Annotated in this window: 10 protein-coding genes; 5 read left to right on the top strand and 5 right to left on the bottom strand. The window is 63.6% G+C overall.

Annotated elements, in window-relative coordinates:
* Positions 1 to 50 precede the first annotated feature (50 nt).
* From FQ746_RS26290 to FQ746_RS26275, 4 genes are all read left to right on the top strand, one after another.
* Entirely contained in the window at positions 51 to 239 is a 189-nt protein-coding gene (locus FQ746_RS26290) for a hypothetical protein (protein WP_144112700.1), read from the top strand.
* Positions 240 to 376: 137 nt separating this feature from the next.
* Positions 377 to 1,777, top strand: coding sequence for an FAD-containing oxidoreductase (locus tag FQ746_RS26285; RefSeq protein ID WP_144112699.1), 1,401 nt, complete (start codon positions 377 to 379; stop codon positions 1,775 to 1,777).
* Positions 1,778 to 1,903: 126 nt separating this feature from the next.
* The gene (locus FQ746_RS26280) at positions 1,904 to 2,479 is read left to right on the top strand and encodes a TMEM175 family protein (RefSeq protein ID WP_144112698.1); all 576 of its coding nucleotides are present in this window, start codon (positions 1,904 to 1,906) and stop codon (positions 2,477 to 2,479) included.
* 558 nt (positions 2,480 to 3,037) lie between these two features.
* The gene (locus FQ746_RS26275) at positions 3,038 to 3,523 is read left to right on the top strand and encodes a metallophosphoesterase family protein (RefSeq protein ID WP_144112697.1); all 486 of its coding nucleotides are present in this window, start codon (positions 3,038 to 3,040) and stop codon (positions 3,521 to 3,523) included.
* 102 nt (positions 3,524 to 3,625) lie between these two features.
* Here the strand turns inward: FQ746_RS26275 and proP are convergent, their stop codons facing one another.
* The 4 genes from proP to argA form a co-directional block, all read right to left on the bottom strand.
* Entirely contained in the window at positions 3,626 to 5,095 is a 1,470-nt protein-coding gene (proP, locus tag FQ746_RS26270) for a glycine betaine/L-proline transporter ProP (protein ID WP_144112696.1), read from the bottom strand.
* A 217-nt stretch (positions 5,096 to 5,312) separates the two neighbouring features.
* Positions 5,313 to 5,627 (bottom strand): hypothetical protein, encoded by a 315-nt coding sequence (locus FQ746_RS26265; protein WP_144112695.1) that lies wholly within the window; start codon positions 5,625 to 5,627, stop codon positions 5,313 to 5,315.
* Positions 5,628 to 5,892: 265 nt separating this feature from the next.
* Positions 5,893 to 6,168: an oxidative damage protection protein gene (locus tag FQ746_RS26260; RefSeq protein WP_144112694.1), complete on the bottom strand. Its 276-nt coding sequence runs from the start codon at positions 6,166 to 6,168 to the stop codon at positions 5,893 to 5,895.
* Positions 6,169 to 6,235: 67 nt separating this feature from the next.
* The gene (argA, locus tag FQ746_RS26255) at positions 6,236 to 7,624 is read right to left on the bottom strand and encodes an amino-acid N-acetyltransferase (protein ID WP_144112693.1); all 1,389 of its coding nucleotides are present in this window, start codon (positions 7,622 to 7,624) and stop codon (positions 6,236 to 6,238) included.
* Positions 7,625 to 7,647: 23 nt separating this feature from the next.
* Between argA and hrpA the strand changes: the two genes are divergently transcribed.
* Positions 7,648 to 12,045: an ATP-dependent RNA helicase HrpA gene (gene hrpA / locus FQ746_RS26250; RefSeq protein WP_144112692.1), complete on the top strand. Its 4,398-nt coding sequence runs from the start codon at positions 7,648 to 7,650 to the stop codon at positions 12,043 to 12,045.
* Positions 12,046 to 12,144: 99 nt separating this feature from the next.
* Here the strand turns inward: hrpA and FQ746_RS26245 are convergent, their stop codons facing one another.
* Complete coding sequence (locus FQ746_RS26245; protein WP_144112691.1) at positions 12,145 to 14,916, bottom strand: YadA-like family protein; 2,772 nt, start codon at positions 14,914 to 14,916, stop codon at positions 12,145 to 12,147.
* Between the last annotated feature and the right edge of the window lie 81 nt (positions 14,917 to 14,997).

Genomic DNA, 14,997 nt, shown 5'->3' with positions numbered 1-14,997 from the left:
AACGTCAATGGAGCGGGGAGCCGAAGCGGCCCCTCGCGATGGGAACCGTCATGCCAGCCGCAATCAGGAATCAGCTTTACCGGCCATCGGTGGTCTTGCCGATGGTGGCCCTCATGCAGGTGATGGTGTCGCAGGACTTCAATCTCGGCCAGGTGGGCTGGGTAGTGGCCACCCGCGGCGCGCAAGCCGCGCTGCAGCGTTCACGCGAATTGATCTGCGCCGTGCATTGCCACGCATGACACGCGGTGTCGTTCAAGCTGGCAGCGGTATGTTCTTCCTGATGCAATAGCGCGGCGCGAGTCGAGGCGAGCCGAGGCAAAGGGGAAAGTCGCGGGTAAGATGCTACGACTTTCACTGGAGCTTCGGGAGCGTTGCCATGCCACAGCACTTCGACTCAATCGTGATCGGCACGGGCCAGGGCGGCGCGCCGCTCGCCGTTCGGCTGGGCCAGAGCGGGCGGCGCACCGCGGTGGTGGAACGCGGCGCGTTCGGCGGCACCTGTGTGAACGTCGGCTGCACGCCGACCAAATCGTATGTGGCGAGCGCCCGCGCCGCGCACGTCGCGCGTCACGCGGCGGAACTGGGCGTGCAGGTGAGTGGGGCGGTGAGCGTCGACCTCGCGGCGGTCAAGGCGCGCAAGGACGGCATCATCGGGCAGTCGCGCGACGGCGTCGAAAAGTGGCTGCGCGGCGCCGACAACGTGACGGTTTTCAACGGGCACGCGCGCTTCACGGGCGAGCACACGCTTGCCATCACTGGGCCTGACGGTGCCCTGCTCGACGAACTGAGCGCCGACGAGATTTTCATCAATACCGGCACACGTGCGGTCGTGCCGCCGCTCGAAGGGCTCGAGCGGATTCGCTATTACACCAATTCCAGTCTGCTCGAACTAACCGAACTGCCGGCACATCTCGTGATTGTCGGGGCGAGTTATATCGCGCTCGAATTCGCGCAGATTTTTCGCCGCTTTGGCAGCCGCGTCACGGTGCTGGTTCGCGGTGATCGCGTGCTGGCTCGCGAGGATGCGGATTTCGCCGAGTCCGTGCAAAACGTGTTGACGCGCGAGGGCATCGAGTTCGTGTTCGGCGTCGAACCGGCTCGGGTCGAACCGCATCCGCATCACCCGGACCGTGTTTGCATCGGCTTCGTGCAGAACCGGCCCGCGCTCGAAGCCTCGCATCTGCTATTCGCGACCGGCCGCGCGCCGAATACCGACGACCTCGGGCTGGCGGCTGCGGGCATTGCGACCGACGCGCACGGGATAATTCCCGTTGACGGCGAGTTGCGCACCCACGTGACGGGCGTGTGGGCGATCGGCGACGTGAACGGGCGCGGCGCGTTCACCCATACGTCCTACGACGACTTCCAGATCGTCGCGGCGAATCTGCTGGATGGCGGTACGCGCTCGGTCGATACGCGGATCATGGCGTATGCGGTGTTCGTCGATCCCCCGTTGGCGCGCGTCGGTTTATCGGAAGCCGATGTACGGCGCTCCGGCCGTGCTGCGCTGCTCGCCACGATGCCGATGACGCGCGTGGGCCGCGCGCGCGAACGCGGCGAGACCGATGGCTTCATGAAGGTGCTGGTCGATCCGCACAGCCAGCAGATTCTCGGCGCGGCGATTCACGGCATCGATGGTGACGAAGCGATTCACACGTTCATCGACATCATGACGGCGGGCGCACCTTACCCGACGTTGCAGTACGCGATGCATATTCACCCCACCATTAGCGAGCTGGTGCCGACGCTGTTCGGCGGACTCGAGCCGATGCTTTAGGTGCGCCGAAAGCGCATCGACAAAGCGTCGGGCCATCGCGGATAATCGCGAGCGGCGCGGGCCGTCCACGACAGGAAGACGGGCTGGGCGCCTTACCTCATTCATTCATATTCAGGAAGACGACCGATGGGCAAGGGACGCGTCGAGGCTTTCAGCGATGGCGTGATCGCCATCATCATCACGATCATGGTGCTCGAGGTGAAGGTGCCGGAGGGGCACGACCTTGCTGCGTTGACGCCGTTGATTCCCGTGATGTGTGCTTATGTGCTGAGTTTTATTTACGTCGGGATTTACTGGAACAATCATCATCACATGTTCCATGCGGTGCAGAAGGTGAATGGCGCGGTGTTATGGGCCAATTTGCATCTACTGTTCTGGTTGTCGTTGCTGCCGGCGGTTACGCATTGGGTTGGTGAGAATCATCTTGCAGCGTGGCCGATGGCGATGTATGGGGTCGTGCTTTTTATGTCCGCGATGGCGTATTTTATTTTGACGCGGGTGTTGATTCGGGAGCATGGTCGGGAGTCGACGATTGCCAGGGCGGTTGGGAATGACTTTAAGGGGAAGGTGTCGGTGGTGATTTATCTCGCGGGGATTGCGCTGGCGTTTTTCGCCCCTTGGGGGGCGGCGGCGCTTTATGCACTTGCGGCGGGGTGGTGGTTGGTGCCTGATCGGCGGATTGAACATTTGGTTGAGGGGTGAGGGTTTTTTCGTTGCACTGGCTTTTTGGCCTCTCCTTGTATTGTTAGTGGTCTATTAGCGTTCCCCCTGTGCGGGGGGGCACTTACTTCTCTTTGCCGCCGCAAAGAGAAGTAAGCAAGAGAAAGCGGCTCACACCGCTAATTCTTAAGTGGGAACCGCGGCATTTCCTTGGTAGTGGTGCATCTGGAATCCGTGCCGTCGCGCATTTGACGTTAGTGACAAAGCACTCATCAGCTCCCACTCCGCACTGCGTGCGTCGCGGATGGGAACACAACGGAAGTCGAAAAACCGAAGGTGGTAGAACGACCCGGGGGCGCGCGAAGCGCCGCCGGAAGAATGACTGCCTTGTCACTGAGGCGGAATGTGCGGGAGCACGGATTCCAGATGCACCCCTAGCAAGGAAATGCTGCGGGGCCCGCTTAAGAATTAGCGGTGTGAGCCCGCTTTCTTTTGCCTACTTTTCTTTGCGGCGGCAAAGAAAAGTAGGTGCCCCCCGCACAGGGGGAACGCTAATAGACCACTAACAAAACAAGGAAAGGCCAAAAAGCCAGCAAACCAATGCAACAAAACCCAAGCCGCATAGGCGTAATAGCCGACACACACAACCTCCTGCGCCCCGAGGCGCTCCACTACCTATCGACTTGCGAAGCAATCATCCACGCAGGCGACATCTGTACCCCAGAGATCCTGGACGCCCTCCGAAAAATAGCCCCTCTCACCGCGGTCCGCGGCAATAACGACACTGGCGAATGGGCCCAATCGCTCCCAACGCATGCGAAGCTCACGATCCAGCAGGTGACCATCCTGGTCGTCCACGAAATGGCCGACGTAAGCGGCTACCTGAACGCCGACCCGAATCGCGAGAACATCCGCGTAGTGATCACCGGCCACTCCCACAGACCGTCGATAAACGAACAGGATGGCGTGCTCTACATGAACCCCGGCAGCGCCGGACCGCGCCGTTTCAAGCTCCCCATCTCAGCGGGAATGCTGATAATCCATGGCTCGCAAGTCAGCGCGAATTTCGACCTGCTGCCAATATAAAAACGAGGGACCGGCAAAGCTGCCGACCCCTCGTTTTCAACGCCCATGCGCGCATGCGCGCCAGCTATGGCTCGCTAGCAAGCGCAGCGCACACCCCACGTATCACGCGCGCGCCGTCGCGTTCGCCGCATACCGTTCGTCCATTTCCGCGGCTTCGCGCTCGCCGCGCAACACGGCATGTGCTTCGGCACGCGTCGCGACGCTCGGGCCCGAGCCCAGCAGCGGCTTGCGCGCAGTCTCACGCAGCGCAATCACCGACACGATGCCGATCAGCGATGCACCCATCAGGTAGTACGCCGGCATCATCAGGTTGCCGGTGTGATCGACCAGCCACGCCGTCACGAGCGGCGTCGTCCCGCCAAACAGCGACACCGAAATATTGAAGCCGATAGCCAACGCGCCATAACGGATCTTCGTCGGAAACAGCGCCGGCAACGCCGACGGCATCACACCGGTAAAGCACGACAGCAGCACGCCCAGAATCATCAACCCGCTGAACACCGGCAGCACCGTGCCCATGCGGATCAGCAGCAGCGCGGGAATCGACAGCGCGAACAGCCCCACGCAGCCGAACAGCATCACCGGCTTGCGGCCAATCGTGTCGGACAGACGGCCGGCGGCGAGCGTCATCGGCATCATCAGCACCATCACCAGCAGCACGAGGAACAGGCCGTGCGTTTCGTTGAAGTGCAGCGTGGCCGACAGATAACTCGGCAGATACGACAACGCCATGTAATCGGTCACGTTGAAAATCAGCACGAGGCCAACGCACAACAGCAACGGCTTCCACTGCTGCGCAAGCAGATGACGGAACGACTGCTTGGGCAATGCCTTGTCTTCGGCTTCGCGCTGCTCAGCCTGCTTCTTGAATGCGGGCGTCTCTTCGAGCTTCAGGCGGATGTACAAACCCACCAGACCCAGCGGACCCGCGATCAGGAACGGCACACGCCAGCCCCACGACAACAGCGCATCGCTCGACAGCGTCGCGGTCAGCACCGCCACCGTGCCCGCGCCGAGCACGTAGCCGATCAGCGTGCCGAATTCGAGGAAGCTGCCCATGAACCCGCGGCGCTTGTCCGTCGAGAATTCCGCGATGAAGGTCGCCGCGCCGCCGTACTCGCCGCCAGTCGAGAAGCCCTGCACCAGACGCGCGACCAGCAACAGCACCGGCGCGAGAATGCCCACGCTGCCGTAGCTCGGAATCAGGCCGATCGCGAAGGTGCCGAGCGCCATCATGATCATGGTCATCGCGAGCACCCGTTGACGGCCGATCCGGTCGCCGAGCGGGCCGAACACCATGCCGCCGACCGGCCGCACAAGGAAAGCCGCGGCGAACGTGCCGAAGGTGGCAATCAACTGAGCCGACGGACTCGACGACGGGAAGAACACCTTGCCGAGCGTGACGGCGATGTAGCTATACACGCCGAAGTCGAACCATTCCATCGCGTTGCCGAGCGCCATCGCGCCGACGGCCCGCTTGAGGAGGGATCTATCGACGACCGTGATGTCGTCGAGCGAAAGGCGTTGCTCTTCTTTGTGGTGTCGCCAGAAGCCGTTGCTGGAAGCGCTCAAGATTGAAACTCCAATGACTGCGACGAAACGCGGGAGCGTCCCGTCGCGGGTGCAGGGGAAGTGCGGTTTCGCGAATGACGCAAAAAATGGCGATGGCATCCCGTCGCCGGCCATGCGGCGATAGGGGAGGGGCGGTCCACCCGACCAATCGGCCATGACCGATCGGAGAAATAGAAAACGCCCGTGCCTCGCGAACGATTCGCGAAAAAACACTCGTCTAGATTGTGCTGACTGTTGCTTCTGCGTGGCCGTGGAAGGGGGGCAGAAACATGAGGACGCCGGGTGGCTGGAAGCTGACCCACGCGCCGCTGGAAGGCTTGAAACGAAAAAGGCCGGTGTATGTTTCCTGGCCCGGTTGGCTAAGGCTCGAAAGCAGCTCGAAAGCAATGGCCAACTGGGCGAAGAGGCGACCGACAAGCCTTCTTGTATAAAAACTGTTCGATTCAGGCGCCTTGCCGGCCGGAAAATGGCGCGCAGGCACAACTTGAAAAGAACGCGAATGAAGGTGAATTGCTGTTGGAACGGTGCACATGTTAGCACGATGAACGAGGATCGTGCAAACCCCAAGTCCTGCCGGAGCGTGGGTCGAGGCGCGCAATCCCTTACCGGGCGGGGGATCGGGCGGATTGAGGCAGTCTGTAGGAGCGGCTTAAGAAGAGCCGAAAATGTACCGTTTAGACCAATTTAGGCGGCCGGAAAGAAGGCTGCCGCGGCGCGAAAACAGGCAAAAAAAATCCGCGCACCGGGCGCGGATCTGGGCGTCTTCCGCGCTCGCTTTGAGAACGCGCTTCGCTGGCTCAAGCCGGGGGCGGCGGCACGTAACCTTGCGCGGTATCCGCGCCTTCGCCGAAGAAGAACTTCTCGGTCTGCTTCATCAGATATTGACGCGCGCGCGGATCGGCCATGTTCAGGCGGTTTTCGTTGATCAGCATGGTTTGCTGCTTCAACCAGGCCTGCCAGGCTTCCTTCGAGATGCCTTCGTAAATACGCTTGCCGAGTTCGCCGGGCAGCGGCGGGAAATCGAGACCTTCGGCTTCCTTGCCGAGCTTCGCGCATTGAACCATACGAGTCATGCTGTGCTTCTCCGTTAATCGATGTAGGGGTGGGCAGTCGCGTTGGCGGGACCTCTGACGGGCCCGTTCAAAGATGCTTCATCAGCACCAGCGATTTGCGCTGCCAGTTATAGAGTCGGCGACGGTCTTCCGGCAGGTCGTCGACTGTGACCTTGACGAAACCGCGCTTGAGAAACCAGTGTTCGGTCCGCGTGGTAAGCACGAAAATGCGCGTGAGGCCGCGCGCCCGCGCCCGTTGCTCGATGCGCTTGAGCAGACGTTCGCCGTCGCCGGTGCCTTGCGCTTCGGGCGACACCGTCAGGCAGGCCATTTCGCCGATGCGCTCCTGCGGATACGGATACAGCGCCGCGCAGCCGAACAGCACGCCATCGTGCTCGATGACCGAGAAATGATCGATATCGCGTTCGATCTGATGGCGGCCGCGCCGCACCAGCGTGCCGTCGGACTCCAGCGGTTCGATCAGCGAGAGAATGCCGCCGACGTCGTCCGGCGTCGCTTCACGCAAGCTTTCGAGGTTCTCATACGAGATCATCGTGCCCACGCCGTCGTGCAGGAACAGTTCGAGCAGCAGGCTGCCGTCGAGCGCGTACGGGATGATGTGCGCCCGTGCCACGCCGCCGCGGCAGGCGCGGATCGAGTGCTTCAGATAGAAACCCGCGTCGCCGGTGACTTCACCGCTTTCGTGCAGCTTGTAGGCGTCGTCCAGCGACAGTTCGCGGACGAGTTCGGTGCCTTCCTCGCCGGTTTGCATGAGGCCCGGCGTTTCGGTCAGGAACACGATCTTGTCGGCACGCAGCGCGATGGCGGCGGCCGATGCCACGTCTTCCATCGACAGATTGAATGCCTCGCCGGTCGGCGAGAAACCCAGCGGCGAGAGCAGCACCAGCTTGCGGCTGGCGAGCGAATGGCGGATGGAATCCGCGTCGATTTTGCGCACCACGCCGGTGTGGGCGAAGTCGACGCCGTCCAGAATCCCGACCGGGCGTGCCGTGACGAAGTTGCCCGACACCACGCTGATGTGCGCATGCGCCATTGGCGTGTTCGGCAAACCCTGGCTGATGGCTGCCTCGATATCGAGCCGAACTTCGCCAGCCGCTTCTTTCGCCGATTCGAGCGCCCTTGCGTCCGTGATGCGCATGCCGTGCGAAAACTCGGATTCCACGCCGTGCAGACTCATCTGCTCTTCGACCTGCGGTCTCGAACCATGCACCAGCACGATCTGGATGCCCATGGCCTGCAACAGCGCGATATCGGACACGAGCGCATTCAGGAGACCCTGATGCACAACCTCGCCGCCGAAACCGACGACGAAAGTCTTGTTGCGAAACGCATGGATGTAAGGGGCGACTGAGCGCATCCAGTCGACAAACTGCGCGTGTTGTGCGAGGTTTTCCGTCGCTCCGGCGGGGGCCGGAACGCTCGCGGGCGCGGGGACGAGGTCGGGTTGGGAATTCATGCCGGGGATTATAATGCGCCCCCATGTCGAATGTACCTAAAAGTCCCGCAGCGGCGAACGAGAAAACGGCGCCGGCCGCCGAACCGGTAGAGGCTGGCGACGCGACGCGGCGCGAGCCGCGCAATCGCGATTCCGCACCAGCGCAGAACGCCGCCGCACCCCGGCGCGACCCGCGCGCGCCGCGGTCAGGCGAGGCGCAGGCCGAAGGCAAGGAGCGCAACGAGCGCAAAGACCTCAGCCAGCGCAAAGACCTCAACGAGCGCAACGAGCCCAGCCAGCGCAAGGACCCCAACCAGCGCAAGGCCCCCAACCAGCGCAAAGAGCTTGACGAGCGCAGCGCGCAGCGCGAGCCACGAACGCCTCGGCCACCGAAGCCACCGAGGCCACCGCGTGTCGTCGTGGCGAATCCGGTTCCGCCGATTACTTTCCCCGAAGCATTGCCGGTATCCGCCCGACGCGAAGAGATCGCGAAGGCCATTGCGGAGAATCAGGTGGTGATCGTGTCGGGTGAAACCGGCTCGGGCAAGACCACTCAGCTGCCCAAAATCTGCCTCGCGCTGGGTCGCGGCCTGGGCGCGGGCGGCGCCGGTCTGATCGGTCATACGCAGCCGCGCCGGATCGCCGCGTCGGCCACTGGCCGTCGTATCGCCGAAGAACTCGGCACGCCGTTCGGCGAAGTGGTCGGATACAAGGTGCGCTTTACCGACAATCTGTCGTCCGGTGCGTCGGTCAAGCTGATGACCGACGGTATTCTGCTCGCCGAAACGCAAACCGATCCGCTGCTACAGGCCTACGACACGCTGATCATCGACGAGGCGCACGAACGCAGCCTCAACATCGATTTTCTGCTCGGCTATCTGAAGGAAATTCTCGTCAAACGGCCCGATCTGAAACTGATCGTGACCTCGGCGACGATCGACGCGGACCGCTTCGCCCGCCACTTCGGCAGCGAAGAGAAACCCGCGCCGGTGATCGAAGTGAGCGGCCGTCTGTATCCGGTCGAGGTGCGCTATCGGCCGGTCGTGGAAGACAGTCCCGCGATCAAGGCGGCACAGGGCGGCACGGCGGGAACCGCGGCAACCGCGGCAACGCCCGTGAACCGGGGCGACAATCGCGAACGGCCCAAAACCCAGCGCGAAGCCGACCGCGATCTGATGGACGCGATCGTGGATGCCGTCGACGAGCTCTGCCGCGAAGGCCCCGGCGACGTGCTGGTGTTCCTGCCCGGCGAGCGCGAGATTCGCGATGCGGCGGAGGCGCTGCGCAAACACCACCCGCCGCATACGGAAATTCTGCCGCTGTTCGCGCGGCTTTCCGCTTCCGACCAGGAGCGCGTGTTCCGCATTTCGAACACGCGGCGCATCGTGCTGGCCACCAACGTCGCCGAAACCTCGCTGACGGTGCCGGGCATTCGCTACGTGGTCGATACCGGCCTTGCGCGCGTGAAGCGCTACTCATATCGCAACAAGGTCGAGCAGTTGCAGATCGAGTCGATCTCGCAGGCCGCCGCGAATCAACGTGCCGGGCGCTGCGGGCGGGTGGCCGACGGTATCTGCATCCGGCTGTACGAAGAGAGCGATTACCTGGGACGCGTGCGCTTCACCGATCCGGAAATTCTGCGCTCGTCGCTGGCCTCGGTCATTTTGCGGATGAAGTCGCTGCATTTGACGGCGATCGAAACATTCCCGTTCATCGAGCCGCCGCCGGGCCGCGCGATCGCCGATGGCTATCAACTGCTGAACGAACTCGGCGCCGTCGACGACGACAACCGGCTCACGCCGCTCGGCCGCGAACTCGCGCGCCTGCCGCTCGATCCGCGAGTCGGCCGGATGATTCTCGCCGCGCGCGACCAGCAGGCGTTGAAGGAAGTGCTGATCATCGCGAGCGCCTTGTCCGTGCAGGACCCGCGCGACCGGCCGATTGAAGCGCAGGAGCAGGCGGACCAGGCGCATCGCCGGTTTGCCGACGAGCGCTCCGAATTCCTGCAATGGCTGAAAATCTGGAACTGGTTCGACGAGGCGATCGCGCACAAGAAGTCGAACAAGCAGTTGCATGAAGAGTGCCGCAAGAATTTTCTGTCGCAGGTGCGCCTGCGCGAGTGGCGCGACGTGCATTCGCAACTGCTGACGGTGGTGCGCGAACATGGCTGGCGGCTGAACGAAGCCGAGGCGACGTTCGAGCAGATTCACCTCGCGCTGCTGACCGGTCTGCTCGGCAATATCGGTCTGAAGGCCGACGACGAGCCGTATTACCTCGGCGCGCGCGGCATCAAGTTTTATTTGTGGCCCGGCTCCGCGCTGGTGAAAAAGGCCGGCAAGTGGGCGATGGCCGCCGAGCTGGTCGAGACCAGCCGTCTGTACGCGCGCTGCATTGCGAAGATCGAGCCGGAGTGGATCGAGAAAATCGGCGCGCATCTGCTGAAAAAGTCGCTCTCCGAACCGCATTGGGAGAAGCGCGCGGCGCAGGTGTCGGCGTTCGAGCGGGCCGTGCTGTACGGTCTGCCGATCTATCACCGGCGGCGCGTGAGTTTCGGTCAGCAGGACCCGGAGCGGGCGCGCGAACTTTTTATTCGCGGCGCGCTGGTGGAAGGCGAGTTCGACACGAAGCTGGCGTTCTTCGCGCACAACCGCAAGCTGCTGGCCGATATCGAGCAGCTCGAACACAAGTCGCGGCGGCAGGACGTGCTGGTCGACGACGAGTTGATCTTTGCTTTCTACGATCAGGCCTTGCCGAAGGGCATGCATACCGGCGCGGCGTTCGAGCGCTGGTATCGCGATCAGGTGAAGGCGAGCGGGCAGCCGGAAGACAAGTTGCGTCTGCTGTATCTGTCGCGCGACGATCTGATGCGGCACGAAGCCGCCGGCGTGACCACCGACCTGTTTCCGAAGCGGATGACGATGGCCGGCGTCGAGATGGCGCTCACCTATCACTTCGAGCCGGGCACGCCGCGCGATGGCGTGACGCTCGCGGTGCCGCTGTATGCGCTGAACCAGGTCGATGCGCGGCGTTGCGAATGGCTCGTGCCCGGCATGCTCAAGGAGAAGACGCAACTGTTGCTGAAGTCCTTGCCGCAGAAGCTGCGCCGCCATTGCGTGCCGCTGCCCGAGTACGCGGCCGGTTTCGTCGAGCGGCACGCGGGCGTGCGCTTCGGCGCGGGCGGTCTGCTCGAAACGCTGATCGCGGATGTGCGCGAGCAGACTCAGGTCGCGATGAAGCAGGCGGATTTCAAGCTCGAGACCTTGATGCCGCATCTGTCGATGAACTTCAAGGTGATCGACGAGCACGGACGGCAACTGGCGATGGGCCGCAATCTGTCGCAATTGCGCGCCGAGTTGGGTGGTCAGGCGCAGCAGCATTTCCAGAAGATAGCGTCGAGCGCGGCTGGTGCCGCGTTGGCCGACGCGGGCGGCGGTGGAGGCGTGGCCGGGCCGGCGACGCAGGGTCTGGGGGCCGCTGGTTCGGGTTCCCGTGGCAAGAGCGGGGCTGCGGCCGGGCCGCAGACGGCGGTGGGTGGAGGGGCTTCGGGTGCTTCGGGTGCTGCGGGTGCTACGGGCACCTCCGGCACCGCGCTTTATGAAAAATTGACGACTTGGAATTTCGGCAAGCTTCCCGAGTTGCTCGAAATTCGTCGTGGCGGGCAGACGCTGTTTGGTTACCCGGCCCTCGTGGATCGCGGTACGCATTGCGACGTCGAGGTGTTCGATTCGCCGGATGAAGCCGCGCGTATTCATCGGGCCGGCCTGCGTCGGCTGTTCGCGCTGCAATTGAAAGAGCCGATCAAGTATCTGGAAAAAAATCTGCCGGGGCTGCGTGAAATGGCGATGCAGTTCATGCCGCGTGGCACCCAGGAAGAACTGCGCGACCAGTTGATCGACACGGCGCTCGATCGCGCATGCCTGCAAGACCCGCTGCCCGCGGATGATGCCGGCTTCCACACCCGCCGCGACGAAGGCCGCAGCCGGTTGACCTTGCTCGCGCAGGAAATCTCGCGGCTCGTGGGGCAAATACTCACGGAATACGCGGGCGTCACCAAAAAGCTGGTGCAGGCTAAACCGTTCGCTGCGGCTTACGCGGACATGCAGAGCCAGCTCGAAGCATTGATCGGCAAGCGCTTCGTGGTGGATACGCCGTATGCGCAGCTTGCCCATTTCCCGCGCTATCTGAAGGGCATTGCGTTGCGCATCGACAAGCTGAAAGCGGACCCGGCTCGCGATGTACGCCAGTTCGCGGAATATCAGCCTTTGCTGCAGCACTATCAGCGCGCGGTCGCCCAGCGCGGTGGTGTGCTCGACCCACGGCTCACGGAATTCCGCTGGCTGCTCGAAGAGTTGCGCATTTCGCTGTTCGCACAGGAGCTGCGCACGCCGATGCCGGTTTCGGTGAAACGACTGCATAAAGTATGGGAGTCGATGCAGCGGTGAGGGCGGGGCGGCCAGCGTTCGCTCCAGCGTCGCGCCAATGGCGCGACGCTGATCGCTCACCAGGCCGCCGTAGCGACTGTCGATACCTGCTCCGCTTGCTTACCAGTGCACACCCGCGCCGATCGATGCGCCGAACTGGCCGCGCGAATCCGTCGTGCCCTGTAGCTTGTAAGCCCATTTGCCGGTATCGGATAACTGGGACACGCCGATGGCCAATGCGGATTGTCCACCGTACGTGCCGCCGGCCAGTGCCACCATGCCATGACCCGGTAACACTGCTTGCGGCAATCCCGCCATGGCGAGAGCCGACGCCGTGCCGCCGTAGGAGTCGCGCCGGGCCGAGCGCACCTGATCGTCGGTATAACTGTTCGCCTGACTGACCGTGCTGCTCATGCCGCGCTGGAACTGCTCGACATTGACCGCGTCGGTACCTTGCACGCCGGCCGCGACGTTGGTTATCTGGCGCTCCGAACCGACCGCGCCCACCGATACTGTATTGGCCCGGTCAGCCACCGAGCCCTGGCCAAGCGCAACCGAATTGTCGGCGGTGGCCGTGGAGTAGGCGCCCAGCGCCGTCGCGTTATCTCCGCTGGCATTCGAGTTCGCCCCGAGCGCCGTGGCGTTCGTGCCGGTGGCTTGCGCGAATGCGCCGGCCGCGACTGACAGCGTGCCCGAAGCCTCGGCGGCCGTGAGTCCATAACTGTCGGCTTGCGCGCTGAACCATGGACTGGTGAACGGGCCAACGGGAATATTGATGACCGCGCCGGCGATTGCCTGATTCAACTGGCTGACGTTGACCGCGTCGTTCGCGTCCACGCCGGTCGCGACGTTGTGCAGAACCGTGCCACCGCTGGCCGTATCTCCACCCAATGTCACGCTATTGCGATCGACACTGCCGTCGCCATTCCGGTCATAGAGAACCGCGCCGTCGAGCTGCGCTGCGTTCGCGGCGCCCTGGTCGCTGACTGCCTTAAGCTGGGCGAAGTTGACTGCGTCGGTATCTGCCGTGCCGGCCGCTACGTTAGTGATCTGACGCTCGCTGCCCGCCGAGCCCACCGACACGGTATTGGCCCGGTCGGCTAGAGAGCGGGCGCCGAGTGCGACCGCATTGTCGGCGATCGCGCTGGCAGTTTGACCCAGCGCGATTGACCGGATGCCGGAAGCGTTGGCGCTCGCGCCCAACGCCACGCTGAAATCGCCACCCGCCCATGCATTCGGTCCTGTGGCCACGCTGAAATTGCCACCGGCGCTTGAATTCGTGCCTGCGGCGAAACTCAGGTTGCCATCGGCGCGCGCGGCGCTGCCGATGGCAAGCGACAACGCTCCTGGATTGCGCGCATCGTCGCTGCCGTCGTTCAGTCCATTGCCCGCCGCCTTGAAATAGCGCGAGGCGTTTGCGCTAGCCGCTTGTAACTGGCTCAGATTGACCGCGTCCGTGGCCGAGGTGCCGGCTGCCACGTGGGTGATCTGACGCTCGGCGTTTGCTGCGCCAACCGATACCGCGTTGGCCCGGTCGGCGAGCGAATGTTGGCCGAGCGCCACCGAGTTGTCGGCAGCGGCGCTGGCCAGATAACCGAGCGCCACGCCGCCCACGCCCGCGACTGCCGATGATGCACCAAGCGCAATGCCATTGGACGATGAGGCCGTCGCCGAGTGCCCAAGCGCGATGCTATCGGAAGAAGAGGTCGTCGCAGCATGCCCAAGCGCAATGCCATCGGAAGACGAAGCCGTCGCGGCATGTCCAAGCGCAATGCCATCGAAAGACGAAGCCGTCGCGGCGTGCCCAAGCGCGATGCCATCGGACGACGAGGCCGTCGCCGCGTGTCCAAGCGCGATGGCGTCCACGGCAGCGGAGTGCGCCGCATAGCCGAGTGCGACCGAGCCGTCTGCCGCTGCCACCGCCGATGTTCCGGCTGCCAATGCCGCCAGTCCGCCGGTCTGGGCGCGATAGCCGAGCGCGACCGATGTCGCGCCGCTAGCGCTGGCGTAGGACCCAATGGCTGTCGTGTCGGTGTCCGCAGCGCCTGCCTGAGTGCCCAGCGCGATCGACTGGGTGCCTTGCGCGCTGGCTGAATAGCCGGCGGCGAACGCGCTGGCGCCCCCGGCATTCGCGATGGTGCCTGTCGCGATTGAATTGTCACCCTGCGCCTCTGCTCCCAGGCCGGTGGCCACGGCGTTTTCGCCCACCGCGCTCGAGCCGGTGCCAGTCGCAATCGCGTTGTTGCCGTCCGCGGTAGCCAGCAGCCCGGTGGCGATTGAGTTGTCGGCGAACGCATGCGCTGCGGCGCCTGTCGCGATTGCGTTATTGCCGGTGGCGTTGGCCTGCACGCCGGTCGCAATCGCATCCTGTCCGACCGCGCGTGCGGCGAGGCCGTTTGCAATCGATCCCTCTCCTTCGGCATTCGCGGTAACGCCCATCGCAATGGCGTTGTCGCCCTGCGCAAGAGCCCCCTGACCGGTGGCGATCGACTTGTCGCCGAGCGCCTGCGCCGAGGTTCCGGTTGCAATCGAGTTGTCGCCCCCGGCGAGTGCTTGCAGGCCGGCGGCGAATGCGTTTTCGCCCTCAGCGGTGGCTTGCAGACCGAGTGCGATAGCGTGCAAACCTTGCGCGTAAGCCGCCACGCCGGCTGCGATCGAACCCGGAACCATGGCGATCGCGTCGGCGTCGGCGCTGCCATTGACCGCGCCCGCAGCAAAGTAATTCGTGGCGTGCGCGGCTGACGCGCCACCTACCCATACCGCCGCGGCAAGCGAGGCACGGATTGCCGCTTTGCGTGCCGATATGCCGGGCTGTTTCGAACGACCTGTCTCAGGGACGGTTGCCCGCGTAGAGGATGTTTCACACCAGACCGATTGGAAAAGCTTATGCATTTTTGTACGACTCCTCGGTGTAGTGAGTGGATGGGAGTGAAAAACGGGTAATCGGATTGGCCGTCATCGCCCTGATAAATC

This window comes from Paraburkholderia sp. BCC1886, assembly GCF_900996245.1.
Lineage (GTDB): Bacteria > Pseudomonadota > Gammaproteobacteria > Burkholderiales > Burkholderiaceae > Paraburkholderia.
The sequence above is the reverse complement of the archived record's forward strand: the minus strand, read 5'-3'. Positions and strand labels throughout refer to the sequence as shown.